General features: G+C 71.5%; 24 protein-coding genes. 15 read left to right on the forward strand and 9 right to left on the reverse strand.

What is annotated here, in order from left to right; translation table 11 throughout:
* Position 1: 1 nt before the first annotated feature.
* Together ACWDAS_RS20490 and ACWDAS_RS20495 are read right to left on the reverse strand one after the other, a co-directional pair.
* Entirely contained in the window at positions 2-745 is a 744-nt protein-coding gene (locus ACWDAS_RS20490) for a hypothetical protein (protein ID WP_450392683.1), read from the reverse strand.
* 87 nt (positions 746-832) lie between these two features.
* Positions 833-1,060: a hypothetical protein gene (locus ACWDAS_RS20495; RefSeq protein ID WP_450392685.1), complete on the reverse strand. Its 228-nt coding sequence runs from the start codon at positions 1,058-1,060 to the stop codon at positions 833-835.
* Between the two features lie 49 nt (positions 1,061-1,109).
* Between ACWDAS_RS20495 and ACWDAS_RS20500 the strand changes: the two genes are divergently transcribed.
* Both ACWDAS_RS20500 and ACWDAS_RS20505 read left to right on the forward strand, forming a co-directional pair.
* Complete coding sequence (locus ACWDAS_RS20500) at positions 1,110-1,907, forward strand: bacterial transcriptional activator domain-containing protein (protein WP_450392688.1); 798 nt, start codon at positions 1,110-1,112, stop codon at positions 1,905-1,907.
* 604 nt (positions 1,908-2,511) lie between these two features.
* Complete coding sequence (locus ACWDAS_RS20505) at positions 2,512-2,796, forward strand: hypothetical protein (protein WP_450392691.1); 285 nt, start codon at positions 2,512-2,514, stop codon at positions 2,794-2,796.
* Between the two features lie 42 nt (positions 2,797-2,838).
* Here ACWDAS_RS20505 and ACWDAS_RS20510 read toward each other — a convergent pair whose 3' ends face one another.
* Positions 2,839-3,420: a hypothetical protein gene (locus ACWDAS_RS20510; protein WP_450392694.1), complete on the reverse strand. Its 582-nt coding sequence runs from the start codon at positions 3,418-3,420 to the stop codon at positions 2,839-2,841.
* Between the two features lie 106 nt (positions 3,421-3,526).
* Here ACWDAS_RS20510 and hemL point away from each other — a divergent pair, with 106 nt between their 5' ends.
* From hemL to ccsB, 8 genes are all read left to right on the forward strand, one after another.
* Positions 3,527-4,840, forward strand: coding sequence for a glutamate-1-semialdehyde 2,1-aminomutase (gene hemL, locus ACWDAS_RS20515; RefSeq protein WP_450392697.1), 1,314 nt, complete (start codon positions 3,527-3,529; stop codon positions 4,838-4,840).
* A complete protein-coding gene (locus tag ACWDAS_RS20520) occupies positions 4,837-5,511 on the forward strand; it encodes a histidine phosphatase family protein (protein ID WP_450392699.1) in 675 nt (224 codons plus the stop codon). The genes hemL and ACWDAS_RS20520 overlap by 4 nt, the downstream gene beginning before the upstream one ends.
* A 191-nt stretch (positions 5,512-5,702) precedes the next feature.
* The gene (locus ACWDAS_RS20525; RefSeq protein WP_450392701.1) at positions 5,703-7,130 is read left to right on the forward strand and encodes a hypothetical protein; all 1,428 of its coding nucleotides are present in this window, start codon (positions 5,703-5,705) and stop codon (positions 7,128-7,130) included.
* A 43-nt stretch (positions 7,131-7,173) separates the two neighbouring features.
* Positions 7,174-7,746 carry a type 1 glutamine amidotransferase domain-containing protein gene (locus tag ACWDAS_RS20530; RefSeq protein ID WP_450392703.1) on the forward strand — a complete coding sequence of 191 codons (573 nt, stop codon included), beginning with the start codon at positions 7,174-7,176 and terminating at the stop codon, positions 7,744-7,746.
* A gap of 87 nt (positions 7,747-7,833) precedes the next feature.
* The gene (locus ACWDAS_RS20535; protein WP_450392706.1) at positions 7,834-8,451 is read left to right on the forward strand and encodes a TlpA family protein disulfide reductase; all 618 of its coding nucleotides are present in this window, start codon (positions 7,834-7,836) and stop codon (positions 8,449-8,451) included.
* 1 nt (position 8,452) lies between these two features.
* Positions 8,453-9,217, forward strand: coding sequence for a cytochrome c biogenesis CcdA family protein (locus ACWDAS_RS20540; protein WP_450392709.1), 765 nt, complete (start codon positions 8,453-8,455; stop codon positions 9,215-9,217).
* Positions 9,218-9,220: 3 nt separating this feature from the next.
* Positions 9,221-10,993 (forward strand): cytochrome c biogenesis protein ResB, encoded by a 1,773-nt coding sequence (gene resB, locus ACWDAS_RS20545; protein ID WP_450392712.1) that lies wholly within the window; start codon positions 9,221-9,223, stop codon positions 10,991-10,993.
* Positions 10,990-12,075, forward strand: a complete 1,086-nt coding sequence (gene ccsB / locus ACWDAS_RS20550) for a c-type cytochrome biogenesis protein CcsB (protein WP_450392715.1) — start codon at positions 10,990-10,992, stop codon at positions 12,073-12,075. Before resB ends, ccsB begins: the two co-directional genes overlap by 4 nt.
* Before the next feature lie 26 nt (positions 12,076-12,101).
* On the opposite strand, the gene ACWDAS_RS20555 is transcribed toward ccsB, so the two are convergent.
* The 3 genes from ACWDAS_RS20555 to ACWDAS_RS20565 are packed head-to-tail and all read right to left on the reverse strand — an operon-like array spanning position 12,102 to position 13,927.
* The gene (locus tag ACWDAS_RS20555; protein WP_450392717.1) at positions 12,102-13,052 is read right to left on the reverse strand and encodes an isopenicillin N synthase family dioxygenase; all 951 of its coding nucleotides are present in this window, start codon (positions 13,050-13,052) and stop codon (positions 12,102-12,104) included.
* A complete protein-coding gene (locus ACWDAS_RS20560; protein ID WP_450392720.1) occupies positions 13,049-13,495 on the reverse strand; it encodes a nucleoside deaminase in 447 nt (148 codons plus the stop codon). Before ACWDAS_RS20560 ends, ACWDAS_RS20555 begins: the two co-directional genes overlap by 4 nt.
* A gap of 21 nt (positions 13,496-13,516) precedes the next feature.
* Positions 13,517-13,927 carry a PLD nuclease N-terminal domain-containing protein gene (locus ACWDAS_RS20565; RefSeq protein WP_450392722.1) on the reverse strand — a complete coding sequence of 137 codons (411 nt, stop codon included), beginning with the start codon at positions 13,925-13,927 and terminating at the stop codon, positions 13,517-13,519.
* An 87-nt stretch (positions 13,928-14,014) separates the two neighbouring features.
* Here ACWDAS_RS20565 and ACWDAS_RS20570 point away from each other — a divergent pair, with 87 nt between their 5' ends.
* Positions 14,015-15,466, forward strand: a complete 1,452-nt coding sequence (locus ACWDAS_RS20570) for a menaquinone biosynthesis decarboxylase (RefSeq protein WP_450392725.1) — start codon at positions 14,015-14,017, stop codon at positions 15,464-15,466.
* Complete coding sequence (gene mqnP, locus ACWDAS_RS20575) at positions 15,463-16,386, forward strand: menaquinone biosynthesis prenyltransferase MqnP (protein WP_450392728.1); 924 nt, start codon at positions 15,463-15,465, stop codon at positions 16,384-16,386. Before ACWDAS_RS20570 ends, mqnP begins: the two co-directional genes overlap by 4 nt.
* Positions 16,387-16,407: 21 nt before the next feature.
* Here mqnP and ACWDAS_RS20580 read toward each other — a convergent pair whose 3' ends face one another.
* The gene (locus ACWDAS_RS20580) at positions 16,408-17,139 is read right to left on the reverse strand and encodes a DUF4870 domain-containing protein (RefSeq protein ID WP_450392730.1); all 732 of its coding nucleotides are present in this window, start codon (positions 17,137-17,139) and stop codon (positions 16,408-16,410) included.
* 43 nt (positions 17,140-17,182) lie between these two features.
* Complete coding sequence (locus ACWDAS_RS20585) at positions 17,183-17,827, reverse strand: rhomboid family intramembrane serine protease (RefSeq protein WP_450392733.1); 645 nt, start codon at positions 17,825-17,827, stop codon at positions 17,183-17,185.
* Between the two features lie 175 nt (positions 17,828-18,002).
* Here ACWDAS_RS20585 and ACWDAS_RS20590 point away from each other — a divergent pair, with 175 nt between their 5' ends.
* The 3 genes from ACWDAS_RS20590 to mqnE all read left to right on the forward strand — a co-directional run bounded on the left by ACWDAS_RS20590 (position 18,003) and on the right by mqnE (position 20,446).
* On the forward strand, positions 18,003-18,698 hold the full coding sequence (locus ACWDAS_RS20590; RefSeq protein ID WP_450392736.1) for a UbiX family flavin prenyltransferase: 696 nt from the start codon (positions 18,003-18,005) through the stop codon (positions 18,696-18,698).
* An 81-nt stretch (positions 18,699-18,779) separates the two neighbouring features.
* Entirely contained in the window at positions 18,780-19,235 is a 456-nt protein-coding gene (locus ACWDAS_RS20595) for an Lrp/AsnC family transcriptional regulator (protein ID WP_450392739.1), read from the forward strand.
* 47 nt (positions 19,236-19,282) lie between these two features.
* Complete coding sequence (gene mqnE / locus ACWDAS_RS20600) at positions 19,283-20,446, forward strand: aminofutalosine synthase MqnE (RefSeq protein ID WP_450392742.1); 1,164 nt, start codon at positions 19,283-19,285, stop codon at positions 20,444-20,446.
* 57 nt (positions 20,447-20,503) lie between these two features.
* On the opposite strand, the gene ACWDAS_RS20605 is transcribed toward mqnE, so the two are convergent.
* Positions 20,504-20,920, reverse strand: coding sequence for a hypothetical protein (locus tag ACWDAS_RS20605; RefSeq protein ID WP_450392745.1), 417 nt, complete (start codon positions 20,918-20,920; stop codon positions 20,504-20,506).
* Positions 20,921-21,007 lie beyond the last annotated feature (87 nt).

Consider the following 21,007-nt stretch of genomic DNA (forward strand, 5'->3'; position numbering starts at 1 on the left):
CTCAGCGCTCACGTACGCCGCACGCCGCCGGGTACAGCACGGCGCCGGCCAGGTCGCCGCCGTCCGCGACACCGGTCAGGCGCAGGCACGCCTCGGCGGAGGTGTCCACCGGGGGGCATTCGACGGTCACCGTGCCGACCGGGGTGAGCGCACCGCCGTGGTGGAGCTCGCCGGCGCAGGGCGCGGCGGGCAGCGCGCCCTGCAGGGTGCCCAGGGCGACGACGTCGTCCGACGCGCCGGCGGCCTCACGGATTTCGAACCGCCAATGGGCGTCGCTCGCCTTGAGGAGGTATTTCCCGGACCTTCCGTGTTCCGCCAGGGAATCCCGCCGGGCGCGGACCACTTCGGCTATCGCGCAGCACAACGGGGCGTCATGTCCGGCCGGTGTGCGAAAGCGGCTGAAATCGGCGAGCGGTGCGGATCGCATCGTGCCGTCGAGGAGCACGACCGCCGACTCCCGCGCGTGCGGGTGCCCGTGCTCGGCGATGTCCAGCAGGAACGGGGCCGCGACCACCGCGGCGGGGAGCACCTCGCCGGTGCGCCCGCGCAGCAAGGAGTTGCTGGTCAGGGCGGACACCGCGGAGGCGACCTCGGCGAGGTCCCGCGCCGCGGCCAGCGCCCTCAGCCCGGCCGCGGGATCGGGCCGCTCGGTCCGCGCCGCGTCCCGTGCCTCGGCGGTCCGAGGACGCAGCCGCGGTGTGGGAATGGCATTCCAATTGACGGCGTCGATCTCGGTGAGCAACATCCGCACATGATTTCACCCGCATCGGAATTTCGGGATCCGTATGCGGGACAAGCGTTCGAGCGGCTATCCTGCGCCGGCTCGGGCCGTTCAGGCCGTATGACGCAGATACAGCGCGCCGCAACTGTGACAGAACGGCTGCGCCGCCGGGGTCCCCCAGGCGTCCTCGGGCTGCACGGACGCGGCGGCGGAGAGCTCCCGGCCGCACAGCGCCGTGGCGGCGTCGTCCTCGACCATGTGCCAGGCCCTCAGCGGGCCGTCGCCGGCGGGCCCGCCGTTCTCGGTCTCGTACTCGGCGCGCATCTCGTACACGGGCATCGCGGTGCCTCCGGGTGGGTCATGCCCCTTGTGCCGGCAGTAGTCCAGTATGTCCGGGGTGTGTTCGTGCGGCGATCGCAGATCCGCGGGGCCGGACGTACCGCAGACGGCGGGGCGGGGGCTGGTTCCGTCGTACGACGACCGCGGCGCGGGCCGCTACGCCCCGAGCGCCGAACTGTGCCGCCGCCTGGTCGCGTTGGACCCCTGCCGGGAGAGCGCGCACCGCCGTACGATGCGCTGCCTGAGCCGGATCTGCCAACCCCACCTGGCCATCCTCCAGTTCCGTGCCTGCGTGCGGGCGTGCAGGCCGAACTCGGGGTGCCGCCGCAGCGCGAGACGCGGAACTGCACGAACGAATGCGCGCGGACCTGCCGGTGTGAGCGGCCGGTGCGCGCGCTCAACGCGCACCGGCCGCCCGGTCAAGCGGTGGCACGGCGGCCCGTCAAGCGCGGTGCGGAAGAACGGATGCCGAGGCCGGCGGCGACCCGCCGCCGCGCCGCGGCCCGCCTTCCAGGAGAGGGAACATGCCCGCACAGCCCGATATGAGCAATGCCGTCCTCGGCCTCGACACCCGCGACATCCGGGTGACGGACAACGACGCCATCCCGTCCGGCCTGGTCCTCACCGCGTCCCTGCCGATCACGGTCGGCGTGACGTTCGAGGTCCGCGGTCTGGCGCTTCCGATGCCGCACGACAAGCCGTTCAGGGTGACTACGCCTTCGCCTCGCTCTCCGGCACCGCCGACGTCACACGCTGTGTCGACGGCAGGCTCGTCACGCTCCCGGCGCCCGCGAAGACCGTGTACAGCGTGCCGACACGGACGTCGTCGTCCTGGCGAACACGCTGAGGCCCGGGCTCTACCAGGTTCGGCGTTGAGCCAGTTCGCGGGGGGCCCGGCATGGGCGCCTTCGCCACGCTGCCGTGATCGAGGTCGTCGAGGGGCCGTGAACGACGACGAGCCGACCCGGATCGACGGCGCCCGAACTCATCGTCCCGGCCAGCCGCATCTCGTGGTTCCGCTCATGGTCGGCTCCGTCCGCGGAACGGGGGGCGGGAGAGGGCGGCGAGCCGCCCGGTGTACCGGGTGGATGCCCGATCAGCCCCGGTCGACCCCGATCGAACCGTAACGTCCTGATGGCCGGTGGATGGCGGACCGTCACCGAATTCGTCACCGTTGGTGATCGGGGGAGTTCCCACTGCATCAATATGGCCCATAATTAGGGGATTTCACCCTATGTATTGACTGCGGGGAGTAATGGAACTTAAGGTTCATGTCAGAGGATGCCTCGTACGAAGCCGCATCCCGACCGACACTCCACATCTGTGATGGTGCGTCCGCACCCGAGGTCCAGGCGCACCCCCGTCGCACCGGTGCCACGCGCACCGGCCGGTGCGACGTGCGCACGGTCGCGAGACCGGCGCCGACGTTCCGCACCTCGAAGGGAACGACAATGCGCGTCAACAGCATGACCATCCGCAGGGTCGCCGCAGCGGCGCTCGCGGCACCCATCCTCGCGCTCGTCGGAGCCGGCGCGGCCGGCGCGGCGCCGCAACAGGCCGTCTCCGCCTCGCACCAGTCCGTCGTCACTCACGGCGACCGCTGCTGGGGCTACGGCGACTGGGGCTACGGCTGGCGTTACAACCACCACTACGACGATTGTGACTACGGCTACGGCTATGGCTACGACGGCTACAACTACGGCTACGACAACGGCGTCGTCGTGGTGGTCCTGTAGCCGCTCGAAGCCGTCAGTGAGTCCGCCCTCGCCCGGCGCCCGTCACGGCCAGACCAGGCAGTACAGCTGGTGTCCGCTCTCGTGGCAGCGCTGGGCGAAATCCTGCCATTCGTGCAGCATCTTGTAGATCACGAACGCGTCCCGCGGCCCGCGGCGGTCGGGGACGGTGGACCAGATGAAGGCGGCGGCGCCGAGGGCCTCCTCGTCGGCCTTGCGGAGCGGCTCGACGACGGAGTGGGGCAGTTTGACGACGGCGTAGTCGGGATGGAGCACCACGAGTTCCAGGGGCGGGACCTTTGCCGGGGGTATGCCCTCGATCCCGGTGAGGACCATGGCGGCCATGGTCTCCGGCTTGACCTTGGTGTACATGCCCTGGCCCAGCTCGTCACCGCCGAGCTCCTCCGGCCGCATGGAGATGGGGACCCGCGCGGCGGTGGCACCATCGGGTGCGCCGAAGTACTTGTAGGTCACCCCCACTCGGCCACCCCTGCTCCCGCTTTTCTCAACGTCCCTGTCGCGCTCTGTTGACGGCCGGCGTCGCCGGCCGGTGGGACGGGCGTGCTCGGGACCGGGGTCGTCCGCCCCGTCGCCCGCATCGCCACCGCGTTCGCCACCGCGCTGCATTCCACTACCCGACCACTCGCAGACCCAACCGCGCAACCCGATCATCGTCTCAGATGCACGGTCGATACCTTGTCGCGCAACGCCCGGCATTTGAGAGCATGTGCTTGTGAGCTATCCGTACGCCTACGAAGCGCCAGTTTCTCAGACCTTGTTCGATCGAGCAGCCGCCGTGACCCCTGGTGGGGTGAACAGCCCTGTACGTGCCTTTCGTGCCGTGGGCGGTACGCCCCGGTTCATGGTGTCCGGAGCGGGTCCGTACCTTAAGGACGCGGATGGCCGCGAATACGTCGACCTCGTCTGCTCGTGGGGGCCGATGATCCTCGGCCACGCGCATCCGGAGGTGATCGCCGCCGTGCAGGCGGCGGTTGCGCGAGGTACGTCCTTCGGCACGCCCGGTGAGGGCGAGGTGGAACTGGCCGAGGAGATCGTGGCGCGCGTCACGCCCGTCGAGCAGGTGCGCCTGGTCTCCTCGGGGACCGAGGCCACCATGTCGGCGATCCGGCTGGCGCGCGGATTCACCGGCCGGGCCAAGGTGATCAAGTTCGCGGGGTGCTACCACGGTCATGTGGACGCCCTGCTGGCCGCCGCGGGTTCCGGGGTCGCCACTTTCGGGTTGCCGGACACCCCCGGGGTGACCGGCGCGCAGGCCGGCGACACGATCGTGCTGCCCTACAACGATCTCGAGGCCGTGCGGGCCGCGTTCGCCGCGAACCCCGGGCAGATCGCCTGCGTGATCACCGAGGCGTCGCCCGGCAACATGGGCGTCGTGCCGCCCGCCGAGGGCTTCAACCAGGGCCTGGCGGACGTCTGCCGGGAGAACGGCGCGCTGTACATCTCCGACGAGGTCATGACCGGCTTCCGCGTCTCGAAGGCCGGCTGGTACGGCATCGACGGCGTCCGCCCCGACCTGATGACCTTCGGCAAGGTGATGGGCGGCGGCTTCCCCGCCGCGGCCTTCGGCGGCCGTGCCGACGTGATGGCGCACCTCGCGCCCGCCGGCCCGGTCTACCAGGCGGGCACGCTCTCCGGTAACCCGGTGGCCACCGCCGCGGGCCTCGCCCAGCTGCGGCTGCTGGACGACGCCGTCTACCGGACGGTGGACTCCGTCGCCGCGGAGGTGTCGGGGCTGGTGTCCGACGCGCTCTCCAAGGAGGGCGTGGCGCACAGCCTGCAGAGCGCGGGGAACATGTTCTCGGTCTTCTTCACCGAGGACCGGGTGACCGACTACGACGAGGCGAGGAAGCAGGAGGCGTTCCGCTTCACCGCCTTCTTCCACGCCATGCTCGCCCGGGGCGTCTACCTGCCGCCCTCGGCCTTCGAGTCCTGGTTCGTGTCGGCGGCGCACGACGCCGCCGCGATCGAGCGGATCGCCGCCGCCCTGCCGGCCGCCGCCCGCGCCGCAGCGGAGGCCACGGCATGAGCGAGATCACGGTCGTCCACCTGATGCGGCACGGTGAGGTGGAGAACCCCTCCGGCGTGCTCTACGGACGCCTGCCCGGCTACCACCTGTCCGACCTGGGCCGGAAGATGGCGGACCGGGTCGCCGAGCACCTCACCGGCCGCGACATCACCTACGTCGTCGCCTCGCCGCTGGAGCGCGCACAGGAGACCGCCGCGCCGATCGGCGCGGCCCTCGGCCTGGACGTCGCGCGCGACGAACGCCTGATCGAGGCGGACAACGTCTTCCAGGGCAAGACCTTCGGAGTCGGCGACGGCGCGCTCAAGCACCCCGCCAACTGGAAGCACCTGGTCAACCCGTTCCGGCCGAGCTGGGGCGAGCCGTACGCGGACCAGGTCGTCCGCATGACGGCCGCGCTGGAGGCGGCCCGGGACGCGGCCCGCGGCCACGAGGCGGTGTGCGTCAGCCACCAGCTGCCGATCTGGATCCTGCGCAGCGCGGTCGAGCAGCGGCGCCTGTGGCACGACCCGCGCAAGCGGCAGTGCACCCTGGCAAGCCTGACGTCCTTCACGTTCGAGGACGACAAGATCGTCTCCGTCGGCTACACCGAGCCCGCCCGCGACCTGGTCCCGGCGCATCTGCTGGCCGGGGCGAAGCCGGTCAAGGGCGGCAGCAAGGGCTTCGGCGCCTGAGCCGTCCCAGTGCCGGAGGGCGCCGTCACGGAGACGAGCGCCCTCCGCGACAGCGCGTGACGGCCGCCGCCGCGTGGCCCGATCCGGTGCCCCTTCCCGGTGAATTCGGGGCCCCCGCGCAGGAACCGGGCGGCCGCGCATGGCATCTAGCGCGGTGAGGCCGACGCGATGGACGGGGACAGGGGCGCGGAATGCGGGACATCAGCCGACGAGGAGTGCTGGGCCTGGCGGCCGGAGCGGCTGCCGCCGGGCTGGCGGGCTGCGCCGGGGGCGGCCCCGGCGGCCGGCACGGGAGCGGGGGATCCCTGGCGTCGCCGGGGCACGGGCGGGGCGCCCCCGGGGGGCGGCCGTCAGTGTCCGCACCCTCCTCCCCGTCGGTACGGACGATCGGCGACGGCTCCACGGCAGACACCGGGCCCCAGCCCCACCAGCCCGCCGTGGAACGCCTGGAGCCTGGGCAGACGCCGCCGCAGTTCGTGATCTTCTCCTGGGACGGTGCGGGCGAGCTGGACAACGGGCTCTTCGAGCGGTTCCGGAAACTGGCGGGCGAGCACGGGGCGAAGATGACCTTCTTCCTCTCCGGGATCTACCTGCTCCCGGAGTCGAAGAAGGAGCTCTACAGACCGCCGCGGAATCCCGTCGGGGCCTCGGACATCGGCTACCTCACCGACGCGCACGTCCGCGCGACGCTGCAGCAGCTGCGGCTGGCCTGGCTGGAGGGGCATGAGATCGGCACCCACTTCAACGGCCACTTCTGCGCCGGATCGGGCTCGGTGGGCCGCTGGAGCCCGGCCGACTGGCGCAGCGAGATCGAGCAGGCCGTCTCCTTCGTCGAGAAGTGGCGCACCCACACCGGCTTCGACGACCTGCCCGCGCTGCCCTTCGACTACCGCAAGGAGCTGATCGGCGGCCGGACGCCCTGTCTGCTGGGCCAGCGCTCGCTGCTGCCGACCGCGGCCCGCCTGGGCTGGCGGTACGACGCGAGCGCCCCGGGCGGTCTGCAGGTGTGGCCCGGCAAGAGCCACGGGCTGTGGAACCTGCCGCTGCAGGCGGTGCCCTTCCCCGGCCGCTCCTTCGAGGTGCTGTCGATGGACTACAACATGCTGGCCAACCAGTCCGTGAACTCCACGCGCGGCAACCCCGCCCACTACCCGGGCTGGCAGCGGCAGGCGCGTGACGCCTACCTGGCGGGCTTCCGGCGGGCGTACGAGACGAACCGCGCGCCGCTGTTCATCGGCAACCACTTCGAGCAGTGGAACGGCGGGATCTACATGGACGCCGTCGAGGACGTGCTCAGGCGGATCGCCGACCACGACGACGTACGGCTGGTGTCCTTCCGGCAGTTCGTGGACTGGATGGACGCGCAGGACCCGGCGGTGCTGGCGAAGCTGCGCACGCTCGGGCCGGGGGAGCGTCCCGAGGGCGGCTGGCGCCGCTTCCTCGTGCAGGAACGTTCCTCCACCTCCCCCTCGCCCTCCGCCGACCCGTCTGGCGACCCGTCCGCCGATCCGTCCGTTTCATCCCGGGATCGGCGGGCAGGCGAGTCCACGGACGGGGACACCCCCACGCGGGAGGACTCGCTGGACCCGTTCGAGGACTTCGACCCGTACGGCCCGTAGGACCCGAAGCACCCGGAGAACACCGCCGAGGAGGATGGTCCACATGCCCGCGTCCCTGGAGGGAAGGAAGATCGCCTTTCTCGTGGCGCCGGAGGGCGTCGAGCAGATCGAGCTCACCGGCCCGTGGGCGGCCGTCCGTGAGGCGGGCGGCACTCCCCGGCTCGTCTCCGCCCGCCACGGCCGCGTCCGGGCCTTCAAGCACCTCGACAAGGCCGACACCTTCCCCGTCGACGACACCCTCGGGGAAGTGGCCGCCGCGGACTTCGACGGCCTCGTGCTGCCCGGCGGCGTCGCCAACCCCGACTTCCTCCGGACCGACCCGGACGCCGTGAGCTTCACCAGGGACTTCTTCACCGAGGGCCGCCCGGTCGCGGCGATCTGCCACGCCCCGTGGCTGCTCGTCGAAGCGGGCGTCGTGCACGGCCGCACGCTCACCTCCTGGCCCAGCGTGTGCACCGACATCACCAACGCCGGCGGCACATGGATCGACCAGGAGGTCGTGGTCGACTGCGAGGGCCCCAACGTCCTGGTCACCAGTCGCAGGCCCGGCGACCTCAAGGCTTTCGAGGACGCCCTGGTGGACGAGTTCGCGCACCAGACCGAGGGCGGGGATTAACCGCCGCTTACTTGGGGCATTCGCCGCTTTCGGCAAAGGTGTCGGGGGTGCGCAAGATCGCTCCCGACCTCATGCGAAACTTTTCACATGAGTCCTACGCGCGCCCTCCGACGCCGTCCGCTCCGCGGTGCCGCGGCACTCGCCGGGGCCGCCGCGTTCGCGCTGGCCGTCACCGCCTGCTCGACCTCGACCGCGTCCTCCAACGGCACCGGCTCCGGCACCAACTACGTCGGCGGCACCGGTGAGATCTCCACCGTCGAGCAGGGGCACCGGGTGGCCGCGCCGGAGCTCGAAGGCAAGTCCGTGGAGGGCGAGCCGCTCAGCCTCGCCGACTACAGGGGCAAGGTCGTCGTCCTCAACATCTGGGGCTCGTGGTGCCCGCCCTGCCGGGCCGAGGCGCCGTACCTGGCCAAGGTCGCCGAAAACACCCGGTCCCAGGGCGTGCAGTTCGTCGGCATCAACACCCGGGATCTGCAGACCGCGCAGGCCAAGGCCTTCGAGAAGGAGTTCGGGATCCCCTTCCCGAGTTTCTACGACCCGTCGGGCAACCTGGTGCTGCGTTTCCCCAAGGGCAGCGTCAACCCGCAGGCCATCCCCTCCACGCTGATCATCGACCGTGAGGGGAGGATCGCGGTGCGCGCTCTGAAGGAGCTGAGCGCCGACGAGCTGCACGAGGTACTCGACCCGGTGATCGCGGAGAAGTGACGTGAGCGCACTCGCCGCGGTCGGCGACGTCAACCAGACCGTGTTCAGCGGCGCGCTGCTCGCCGCCGTGCCGGTCGCGCTGCTCGGCGGGCTGGTCTCCTTCTTCTCCCCCTGCGTGCTGCCGCTGGTGCCCGGCTACCTTTCGTACGTGACCGGCGTCACGGGCACCGACCTGGCCGAGGCCCGGCGCGGCCGGATGCTCGCGGGCGCGTCGCTGTTCGTCCTCGGCTTCACCGCGGTCTTCGTCTCCTGCGGCGCGCTGTTCGGCAACTTCGGCTGGACGCTGCAGGAGCACAAGGCGGTCATCACCAAGGTGCTCGGCGCGCTCACCATCGTCCTGGGGCTCGCCTTCATGGGCCTGGTCGGCGGGATCACCCAGCGCGAGTTCCGCTTCCACCGCAGGCCCACCATGGGCCTGCTGGGGGCGCCGCTGCTCGGTGTGCTCTTCGGCATCGGCTGGACCCCGTGCATCGGCCCGACCCTGGCCGCCGTCAACACGCTCGCCTTCAACGAGGCAAGCGCGGGCCGCGGCGCGCTGCTGACCGTCTTCTACTGCCTCGGCCTCGGCCTGCCGTTCATAGTGGCGGCCATCGCCTTCCGCCGTGCGCTCGGTGCCTTCGGCTGGGTCAAGCGCCACTATGTGTGGGTGATGCGGATCGGTGGTGGCATGCTCGTCGCCGTCGGCGTACTGCTCGTCACCGGCGTTTGGGACCACATCGTCTACCAGATGCAGATCTGGTCGAACGGCTTCACCCCAGGGATCTGATCCATGACCTCCAAAGACACCGCGGGGGCCGCTCCCGGCCAGGCCGCGGACCCCGGTGCCGAGCTCGGCGCGGCCGGCGCGCAGCTGTCGACCGCGCCGGTCGAGGACCTCGGCCAGGCCGTGCCCGGCTCCTTCGGCGGCGTCCGCGGGCCGGGCCCGGTCGGCGCACTCGCCTGGACCGGCCGCGAGGTCTGGGGCTGGGCGCGCTGGACGTGGCGTCAGCTCACCTCGATGCGGGTGGCGCTGATCCTGCTCTTCATGCTGTCGCTGGCCGCCATCCCCGGCTCGCTGGTCCCGCAGACGAGCGTCGACGAGCTCAAGGCCCAGGACTTCAAGGACGCCCACACCACGGTCGCGCCGCTCTACGAGAAGCTCGGGCTGTTCCACGTCTACAGCTCGGTGTGGTTCTCGGCGATCTACATCCTGCTCTTCGTCTCGCTGGCCGGCTGCATCGTCCCGCGCAGCTGGCAGTTCGTCGGCCAGCTGCGGGCCGAGCCCCCGGCCGCCCCGCGCAACCTCACCCGCCTCCCCGCGTACGCGACCTGGCGCACCGGGGCCGAGCCGGACGCCGTGCTCGCCGCGGCGCAGCGGGTGCTGCGCGGCCGCCGGTTCCGCACCCGTACCGCGGGAACGGCGGTCGCGTCGGAGAAGGGCTACCTCCGCGAGACGGGCAACCTGCTCTTCCACATCGCCCTGTTCGGCCTGCTGATCTCCTTCGCGGTGGGCGGGCTGTTCAAGGCCGAGGGCGGCAAGCTGATCGTGGAGGGCGACGGCTTCAACAACACGCTCACCCAGTACGACGACTTCAAGCCGGGCACCTTCTACAACGCGGACGACCTGGAGACCTTCGGCTTCAGGCTGGACGGCTTCACCGCCTCGTACGCGCGCACCGGCCCGCAGAAGGGCACCCCGCGCACCTTCCGCGCCAACATCCACTACTGGACCAGCGCCGGCGGCAAGCAGACCAAGTCCTCCATCGAGGTCAACAAGCCGCTGGAGGTCGGCGGCTCCAAGGTCTACCTGATCGGCCACGGCTACGCGCCCGTCGTCACCGTCAAGGACGGCCAGGGCAACGTCGTCTTCCAGGGCCCGGTCCCCTTCCTGCCGCGGGACGGCAACCTCACCTCGGTCGGCGTGATCAAGGCGATGGACGTCCGCGACCACGACAACAAGAAGACCCAGTACGGCTTCCAGGGCCTGTTCACCCCGACTTTCGCGCTGAACGCCGTCCAGGGCCCGCACTCGTCGTTCCCGGCCCTGGACTACCCCGCGCTGATCCTCACCGCGTACCACGGCGACCTGGGCGTGGACGCCGGCCTGCCGCAGAACGTGTACCAGCTCGACACCGACAAAATGAAGCAGTTCAAGGACGCCGACGGTCAGATCGTGAGCAAGGCGATGAAGCCGGGCGAGACCCTCGCGCTGCCCGACGGCGACGGCTCGCTCACCTTCGAGGGCGTCAAGACCTGGGCCAGCTTCCAGGTCTCCCACCAGGTCGGCAACGGCTGGGCGCTGATCAGCGCCGTGGCCGCCATCGCGGGCCTGGCCGGATCGCTGTTCATCCAGCGCCGCCGGGTCTGGGTGCGCGCGGTGCGCGGCGACGACGGCACCACCGTCGTCGAGCTCGCCGGACTCGGCCGCAGCGAGTCGGCGCGGATCGCCGACGAGCTCGGCGACCTCGCCGCCGACCTCACCGCCACGGCCCCGCCGCTGCCGGAGCCGGACCCCGAAGCCTCAGAAGAACCCCTGCCCGATGACGAAGGAGCGCGCGCGTGACCATCGCTGCCGCGGTCAACGAGAACGTCGCCCACATCAGCAACTACCTGATCTACTCGGCGATGGCGGTCTACACGCTCGCCTTCCTCGCGTACATCTCGGAGTGGGTCTTCGGCAGCCGCAGCAAGGTCGCCAGGACCTCCGCCGCGCTCGCCGCCCACGTCACCGCCCAGGCCGCGCCCGCGGTCACCGTCACGGTGAAGCAGGGCGGCGGCACCACCACCCTGACCCGCCCCACGGTCGTCACCCGCGCCTCCGCCAGCGACCGCGGCTTCGCCGACGGCCCCGGCGCGGCCGGTGAGACCGAGAAGGGCGACCTCTACGGCCGCATCGCCATCTCCCTCACCGTGCTGGCCTGGGCGCTGCACGTGAGCGGCGTCGTGGCCCGCGCGGTCTCGGTGCAGCGCGCCCCCTGGGGCAACATGTATGAGTTCTCGACGACCTTCGGGGCCGCCGCGGTCACCGCGTACGTCGTGCTGCTCGCGCTCGGCAAGAAGGTCCGCTGGATCGGGCTCTTCCTGACCACGACCGTCCTGCTCGACCTCGGCCTCGCCGTCTCCGTGCTCTACACCGACAGCGACCAGCTGGTCCCCGCCCTGCACTCCTACTGGCTGTGGATCCACGTCTCCTGCGCGATCATCTCGGGCGCGGTGTTCTACCTGGGCGCGGTCGCGACGCTGCTCTACCTCTTCCGGGACCGCTACGAGACCGCGGTGATGGCCGGGGGCAAGAACGAGGGCATCTGGGCGCACGTCATGTACCGGCTGCCCGCCGCGGCGACCCTCGACAAGTTCGCGTACCGCGTGAACGCCATGGTCTTCCCGCTGTGGACGTTCACGATCATCGCGGGCGCGATCTGGGCCGAGGCCGCCTGGGGCCGCTACTGGGGCTGGGACCCCAAGGAGACCTGGTCCTTCATCACCTGGGTGGTCTACGCGGCCTACCTGCACGCCCGCGCCACCGCCGGCTGGAAGGGCCGCAAGGCCGCCTACCTGGCGCTGCTCGCCTTCGCGTGCTTCCTGTTCAACTACTACGGCGTGAACATCTTCATCACCGGCAAGCACTCCTACGCGGGCATCTGAGCCCCGTCCCCGCCCGGGGCGGGCGCTCAGCCCACGCCGATCGCGTCCAGTTTGGCCCGCAGGTACGCGTGCGAGTCCACCGGCTCGTACGCGACCCGGCCGACCGGCGCGGGCAGCGACGCGACACGGGTACCCGGGTCGCACTCGTAGAACCACACCAGCGACATCAGCTCCTCCGCCGGCGCGTCGGCCGGCGGGGGCAGCACCCGGTGCCGCCCGGAGCGCCAGCGGTCGCCGGTCCAGCGGGCCATCAGGTCGCCGATGTTGACGGTGAGGGCGTCCGGCTGCCAGGGGGCGTCCTGCCAGCCGTCGTCGGTGTGCACCTGGAGGCCGCCCTTGCCCTGCTGGCGGTCGAGCACCGTGACCGTGCCGAAGTCGGTGTGCGGGCCGATCCGGAACTGGCCCGGTTCGGGCCGGCCCACCACATCGGTGCCCGGGTACCAGTTGACGTTGAAGCCCCAGGTGGGGTGCCCGGTGTGCCGGGTGAAGAGGTCGAGCGGCCCGCCGAGGGCGGCGGCGAGCAGCTCCAGCAGGTGGTCGGAGAGTTCGCGCATGCGTGCCACATACTCCGTCACCAGCGGCCTCAGCTCCGGCGCCTCGGCCGGCCAGACGTTCGGCAGGAACCACTCGGCGTCCACCGCCGGGTCGCCGGTAGGCTCCTCGGCGGCGAAGGACCAGGACTCCTTGAGGTCCGGCGGGGTCCGCGTGCCCTCCGCGTACCCGTTGGCCTCCGCGCCCGGGCCCAGCCAGCCGCGGCCGCCGACCCTCACCGCGTACGGTTCCTTGACGGCGGCGGGCAGCCGGAAGAAGCCGCGGGCGGCCTCCCGGATCCTCTCGCGCAGGCCCGGGTCGACGCCGTGCCCGGTGACCAGCAGGAAGCCGGCCGTGCACAGCGCCTCGTCGACGGTGGCGGCGACGCGGGCGCGGGTGGCGGCGTCACCGGTGAGCCAGGGGCCGAGGTCGATGGTGGGGATCATGCGCCGATGTCCTCGTTCCACAGGTCGGGGCGGTCCGCGATGAACTCCGTCATCAGGGCGACGCACGCCGGATCGTCCAGCAGGACGATCTCCACGCCGTGCTCCGCCAGCCAGTCGTGGCCGCCGTGGAAGGTACGGGCCTCGCCGATCACGACCCGGGAGATCCCGAACTGCCGGACCAGGCCGCTGCAGTACCAGCACGGCGACAGCGTGGTCACCATGGTCGTGCCGCGGTAGGTGCGCTGCCGCCCGGCCGCGCGGAAGGCCGCCGTCTCACCGTGCATCGAGGGGTCGCCGTCCTGCACTCGGCGGTTGTGGCCGCGGCCCAGCACCGTACGGCCGTCCGGGCCGTACAGGGCCGCGCCGATGGGGACGCCGCCTTCCGCGAGCCCGGTCCGGGCCTCGGCGACGGCTGTCGCGAGCATGGCCTGCACGTCGTCCATGACGGCCAGTGTCCCGCAGGATCAGCCGCGGGGCGGGGTGTCCTGCGCGTCGCCCGAGCCGTTCTCGCGCCGCCGCAGCTCCTCCTCGCGGCGCCGCAGGTCGGCCTCCCAGCTCTTCAGCAGCTGCTCGTCCTTCTTGTTCTCCTCGCGGAGCGAGTGGAGGAACTCCGGGTTGTCGTCCGGGGCGACCCACTGCGTGCGGTGGTTGCGGTGCCACTCCGCGGGCGTGCTGCCGCCCGCGGGGGCGGTGCGGTGCTTGCCGGCCACCAGCCAGGCGATGGGGCCGATCAGCACCTCGCCGAAGAACAGGATGATGAGGACCCAGACGACCTTGGGCAGGCCGCGGACCTGCTCCTCGGGCGTGTTGAGGCAGTCGATGAAGGCGTAGATCCACAACGCCAGCACGAGTAGGGCGGGGATGAGCCGGATCATCGCGGAGGTGCCCCCCAGGCAGCGACGGCGGGGCGGGAAGGGCCCCGGTGACGGGTCCAGGGTAGTGCGTGCCGGATACTGGACGGCATGGCTTACGACGATCTTCGCTCGCTGCTGAGGGCCCTGGAGAAGGAGGGGGACCTCAAGCGCGTCAAGGCCGAGGTCGACCCGTATCTGGAGGTCGGGGAGATCGTCGACCGCGTGAACAAGGCGGGCGGCCCGGCGCTGCTGTTCGAGAACGTCAAGGGCTCCTCGATGCCCCTGGCGATGAACGTGTTCGGCACCGACCGCCGGCTGCTGAAGTCGCTCGGCCTGAAGTCCTACGCCGACATCGGCGACCGCATCGGCGGGCTGCTCAAGCCGGAGCTGCCGCACGGCTTCGTCGGCGTGCGCGAGGCCTTCGGCAAGCTGGCCGGGATGGCGCACGTCCCGCCGAAGAAGGTGAAGGACGCGCCGGTCCAGGAGGTCGTCCTCAGCGGCGACGACGTCGACCTGGACGCGCTGCCCGCGCTCTTCACCTGGCCCGAGGACGGGGGCTCCTTCTTCAACCTCGGCCTGACGCACACCAAGGACCCCGAGACCGGCGTCCGCAACCTCGGCCTGTACCGGCTCCAGCGGCACGACCGCCGGACCATCGGCATGCACTGGCAGATCCACAAGGACAGCCGCAACCACTACCAGGTCGCCCAGCGGCGCGGCGAGCGGCTGCCGGTGGCCATCGCCTTCGGCTGCCCGCCGGCCGTGACGTACGCCTCCACGGCCCCGCTCCCGGGCGACATCGACGAATACCTCTTCGCCGGCTTCATCGGGGGCAGGCGCATCGAGATGGTCGACTGCAAAACGGTGCCGCTGCAGGTCCCCGCCCACGCCGAGGTGGTGCTGGAGGGCTGGCTGGAGCCCGGGAAGATGCTGCCCGAGGGGCCGTTCGGCGACCACACCGGCTTCTACACCCCGCAGGAGCCCTTCCCCGCGCTGACCATCGACTGCGTGACGATGCGCCGGCGGCCGCTGCTGCAGTCCATCGTGGTGGGCCGGCCGCCGACCGAGGACGGCCCGCTGGGCCGGGCCACCGAGCGCTTCTTCCTGCCGCTGCTGAAGATCATCGTGCCGGACATCGTGGACTACCACCTGCCGGAGGCGGGCGGCTTCCACAACTGCGCGATCGTCTCGATCGACAAGAAGTACCCCAAGCACGCCCAGAAGGTCATGCACGCCATCTGGGGCGCGCACATGATGTCGCTGACCAAGCTGATCGTCGTAGTCGACGCCGACTGCGACGTGCACGACCTGCACGAGGTCGCCTGGCGGGCGCTGGGCAACACCGACTACGCCCGCGACCTGTCGGTCGTCGAAGGTCCCGTGGACCATCTCGACCACGCCTCATACCAGCAGTTCTGGGGCGGCAAGGCGGGCATCGACGCGACCCGCAAGCTGCCCGAGGAGGGCTACACCCGCGACGGCGGCTGGCCGGAGATGGTGCTCTCCGACCCGGAGACCGCCGCGAAGGTCGACCGCCGCTGGAAGGAGTACGGCCTGTGAGCGCCGAATCCGCGACGCCGGACCTCTTCGGACCCTCGCCCCGCCCGGACGGCAAGGTCCGGGCCTTCCTGCGGCTGGTGATGATCGAGCACTCGGTCTTCGCCCTGCCCTTCGCCTACATCGCCGCGCTGAGCGCGATGTTCGCGGAGGACCGGACCGTCCACTGGTGGCAGCTCTTCCTGATCACCGTCGCCATGGTGGGCCTGCGCACCTTCGCGATGGCCTGCAACCGGATCATCGACCGGGAGATCGACGCCCGCAATCCGCGCACCGCCGGACGTGAACTGGTCACCGGCGCCGTGTCCGTGCGCTCGGCGTGGACCGGCGCGCTGATCGCCGTGGTGTTCTTCCTGGGCGCCGCCGCGCTGCTCAACCCGCTGTGCCTGGCGCTCGCGCCGATCGCGGTGGTCCCCATGGTGGTCTATCCGTACGGCAAGCGGTTCACGGACTACCCGCACGCCATCCTCGGTCTCGCCCAGGCCATGGGCCCGGTCGGCGCCTGGCTGGCGGTCTCCGGTACGTGGTCCTGGGACGCCGTCGTCCTCGGTCTCGCGGTGGGCGTGTGGATCGGCGGCTTCGACCTGATCTTCGCCTGCCAGGACGTCGCCGCCGACCGTGCCCACGGGGTGCGCTCGGTGCCGGCCCGCTTCGGCATCGACGGCGCGCTGTACGGCGCCCGGGTCAGCCATGTGGTGACCACGGTGCTGCTGGTCTGGTACGGGCTGGCGGTCGGGGCCGGCGCCTTCTGGTGGGTCGGGATGCTGATCGTGGGCGGCGCCTTCGTCTACGAGCACAGCATCGTGAAGCCCGGCGACCTCAGCCGGCTCAACCGGGCCTTCTTCACGGTCAACGGCTTCATCGGCATGGCGCTGTTCGTCTGCGCCCTGCTGGACCTCGCGGTGCGGGGCCTGGGCGTCTGACGCCCGGGCCCCGCGTCCGCGTCAGCTCCGTACGAACGGCAGGGCGAAGAACTTGGGGTAGCTCCACCACTGGCCGCTGTTGGCCCTGGTGCTGCCGATGATGCAGAAGATCAGCCCGATCAGGGTGTGCAGCCCGGCCAGGGCCAGCAGGCCGAAGGCGGCGACGGGCAGCCAGACCGGGCCCCCGTGCTCGACCGTGGCCAGGCCGGCGATCCCGCCGATGTAGCCGACGATGCCGAGCACGGCCACGATGGCCGTGGTGATGCCGTAGTTGATCCCCTGGGCGGCGTGGTGCCGGATGAAGGGGTCGTGCTTGTTCTGCTGGCTGGAGCGGATGAACAGCGGCGTGATCCACCCGAGCGCCCAGCCCAGGCAGCACACGCTGGTGCCCGCCACCACGGTGAGCAGCGCGCCCAGGTGGGCCCACATCGCCGGCGTGGTGGGCGACTTGAACGGCGGGGGCGGGTACGGGAGCGGGCCGGGAGCGTAGCCGTAGCCGTACGGGGGCGGCGGCGGAACGGGCGGCGGGAACGGGGGCGGCGGCGACGGCATGGCGTGCGGCCCCGGTCCGGCGTGCGGCCCCGGCCCGGGATGGGGCCCGGGTACGGGTCCCGGCCCGGGATACGGCCCCGGCGGGCGCAGCGCGTCCACCGCGGGCCCGCAGCCGGGCTCCGGCGGGGCCTGGTCCTGCGGCGGCACCGGAGGAGTCGCGTCCTGAGGTGGTATGTCTTCGTGCTTGCCGAAATCGGTCATGGAGAACCGCCCCCCGTCGCTTCGTTCCCGGGATCCTACGGGCTCACCTGATGAGCCCGTCGGCGGGGCGGTCCCGGAAGAGGAACGCGCCCGTGACACCGCCCATGAGGCCGAAGAGATGGCCCTGCCAGGAGACTCCCTGCGCGGTGGGCAGCACACCCCACAGGATCGAGCCGTACGCCACGGCGACGATCAGGCCGACGGCGATGTCGACGAGGCGCCGGTCGACGAAGCCGCGCACCAGCAGGTAGCCGAAGAGCCCGAAGACGACCCCGGACGCGCCGGCGGTGTTGGTCTGCGGCGGGGCGACCAGCCAGACCCCGCCGCCGCTGGCCATGATGATGACGAAGACGACGCTCAGGAAGCGGCCGATGCCGCGCAGCGCCGCGAGGAAGCCCAGCACCAGCAGCGGGAGGCTGTTGGCGGCCACGTGGTCGAAGCCGAAGTGGATGAAGGCGGAGGGGATGATGTCGCGCAGCTCGCCGATCCGCCGCGGCACGATGCCGAAGGTGTCGAGCGCGTGATGGGTCATCACGTCGACCGACTCGATCAGCCACAGCAGCCCGACCCAGGTGAGCATCAGCGCTCCCGCGGCCCACGCCCTGGCCCCCGGGCCCGGCTCGGCGTCGGCCCGCGCCCCCGGCCGTCCGCTCCCGGCGTCACGGCCGGCGATGGGTTCGTACGTCACCGGATTCCCCCTCGGATCCCGCTCCGTGGATGACCACCCACCGTGGACAACGCGGCGGGTATCCGTGATGGTTCCGCTCCATGGCCTGCTTTCCGCCCATCATGACCCGGTTCGCGGTGCCCGTCCTGCCGGGACGGGGCGCTTCCCGCTCCGGGTGGCCGGATAGGCTCGCTGCATGGACGACAGCGAGCGCGGGACACCGTGGGTGGTCGGGGTCTCCGGGGCCTCCGGGACGCCGTACGCCGCGGCGGTGCTGCGCGCGCTGCTGCACGCGGGTGAGGCGGTGGACCTGGTGGTCAGCCGTGCCGCCCGGCTCACCGTCCTGGACGAGACGGGGGCGCCCTTCCGGGACGCCCACTGGCGCGAGGACCTGGCCCGCTGGCTGGCGCGCGGCGCGGACGGCACCCCGGACCGGTTCCAGACCGATCTGAGCCGGGTGCGGCACTGGTCCGCCGGGGACCTCGCGGCCGGGCCGAGCTCGGGTTCGTACCCGGTCAAGGGGATGCTGATCGTCCCGGCCAGCACCGCCTGCGTGGCGGGGGTCGCCCTCGGGCTCTCCAAGGACCTGCTGCAGCGGGTGGCGAGCGTCACCCTGAAGGAGCGACGGCCGCTGGTGGTCTCCGTACGGGAGGCCCCGCTCAGCGGCCAGACGCTCAGGCACCTGGTCACGCTGGACGAGGCGGGCGCCGTGGTGCTGCCGGCCTCGCCCGCCTTCTACGCGGGTGCCACGCACATCCAGGACCTGGTCGACTTCGTCGCCGGCCGGGTGCTGGACGCCGTGGGCGTGCCGCACAAGCTGTACCGGCGCTGGGAGGGCGAGCTGGGTGCCGCCGGTGCCGGCGCCGGGGTTGACGGGGCGGCCGCGGATTGATGCGCAGGGCACATCCCGGCTCATGCCTTAGATTCTTGTCCTGGCAGCGCAGTCGCGGCACGAATGAAGGGGTCCAGTCTGATGGACGCGGTGGACAGGCAGCTCATCCAGGCCCTCCGTGAGAACGGCCGGGCCTCGTACGCCGAGCTGGGCCGGCTGGTGGGCCTGTCCGGACCGAGCGTCACCGACCGGATCAACCGCCTGGAGCAGGCCGGTGTGATCACCGGCTACCGGGCCACCATCCATCCGGCGGCCCTCGGCCTCGGGGTGACCGCCCTGGTCGGCCTGCAGCTCAGCGACGCCGCCGACCACGAGGACGTGGCCAGCCGGCTGCGCGACCTCGACGAGATCGAGGACTGCTGGTTCATCGCCGGCGACGACTCCTACATGCTCAAGGTGCGCGTCCCGGACGTGGACGGCCTGGAGCACACGATCCGCCGGCTGTCCGGCACCAAGGGCGTCTCGCGGACCCGCACCACCATCGTGCTCTCCACGAAGTGGGAGAACCGGGTCGGCGAACTGCCCGAGAACATCTAGGCGTAAGGTCGAACGGTCGATTTCGGATGGTGAAGGCGAGGCGGGCGATGGACTCGGGGCTCAAGCGCGAGCTGGAGGAGAAGGTCTACGCGGGTGAGCGGCTGACCCGTGAGGACGGCATCGCCCTCTACGAGTCCGACGACCTCGCCTGGCTGGGCGGCCTCGCCCACCACGTGCGGACGCGGAAGAACGGCGACGTCGTCCACTTCAACGTCAACCGTCACCTCAACATGACGAACGTCTGCACCGCCTCCTGCGCCTACTGCTCCTTCCAGCGCAAGCCGGGGGAGAAGGACGCCTACACGATGCGCATCGAGGAGGCCGTCCGGCTGGCGAAGGAGATGGAGAGCGAGAACCTCACCGAGCTCCACATCGTCAACGGCCTCCACCCGACGCTGCCGTGGCGCTACTACCCGCGCTCGCTGAAGGCGCTCAAGGAGGCGTTGCCGAACGTCTCCCTCAAGGCCTTCACCGCCACCGAGATCCACCACTTCGAGACGATCTCCGGGATGAGCGCGAGCGAGATCCTGGACGAGCTCATCGAGGCCGGCCTGGAGTCGCTGACCGGCGGCGGCGCCGAGATCTTCGACTGGGAGGTGCGGCAGCACATCGTCGACCACCGCACCCACTGGGAGGACTGGTCGCGCATCCACCGCCTGGCGCACGAGAAGGGCCTGAAGACCCCGTGCACCATGCTGTACGGGCACATCGAGGAGCCCCGGCACCGGGTGGACCACGTGCTGCGGCTGCGTGAGCTGCAGGACGAGACCGGCGGCTTCCAGGTCTTCATCCCGCTGCGCTACCAGCACGACTTCGTCGACATGAAGGACGGCAAGGTCCGCAACACGCTGCAGGCGCGGACGACGATGGCCACCGGCGCCGAGGCGCTGAAGACCTTCGCGGTCTCGCGGCTGCTCTTCGACAACGTGCCGCACGTGAAGGTGTTCTGGGTCATGCACGGCGTGCAGACCGCCCAGCTGGCGCTCCAGCACGGCGCGGACGACATGGACGGCTCGGTCGTCGAGTACAAGATCACCCACGACGCCGACAACTACGGCACGCCCAACAAGCTCACCCGCGACGACCTGCTGGAGCTCATCCAGGACGCGGGCTTCCGCCCGGTCGAGCGCAACACCCGGTACGAGATCATCCGCGAGTACCCGGGCCCCGACGCCGCGCGCCGCGAGTCGCCCCAGCCGATGCGCCTCTGACCCGCGGGACCGGGGCGCCTTGGAGGACCGGGACGCCCCTGCGTCCGGCCGGGCCGGTCATCGCACCGTGCCCATGCGGTGCCGGGCCCGGGTCGTGGCCGTGACCTCGGCGAGGAAACCCGCCGCCCGCTCCGGCGCGCCGGGGACGAGCCAGTCGCCCGCGGGCTCGTGGACGAGTACCTCGGCCCCGGTGCCGGCCGGCGCGATCGGCAGCGTGTGGACCACCGTCGACGGGAAGCTGACCACGGTGCGGGCCACCGGGCCCGCGCGCAGGAGCAGTTCGAGGGGGAGCGCCGGACGGAGGGCCTCCACGCCCGCGAGGTCCGCGATCCGGGCGGGCTTGGCCGGGTCCTCGCCGCGGTGGGCGGGACAGCGGCGCACGCCCGATCGGCGGGCGAGGGCGACGACCTCGGCGGTGTGTCGGTCGGCGGTCGCCAGGCCGGCCTCGGCGAGCTGCCGCTCGGTCGGTGTCATGCGGGCCGGGCAGGAAGTACGCGTCGAGGAGGTGATCCGGGGCCGGTTGCCGGGCGGCGGAGGCGCCCCACTTCCAGCGGGAGTCGG

It is taken from the genome of Streptomyces sp. NPDC001070, assembly GCF_053598835.1.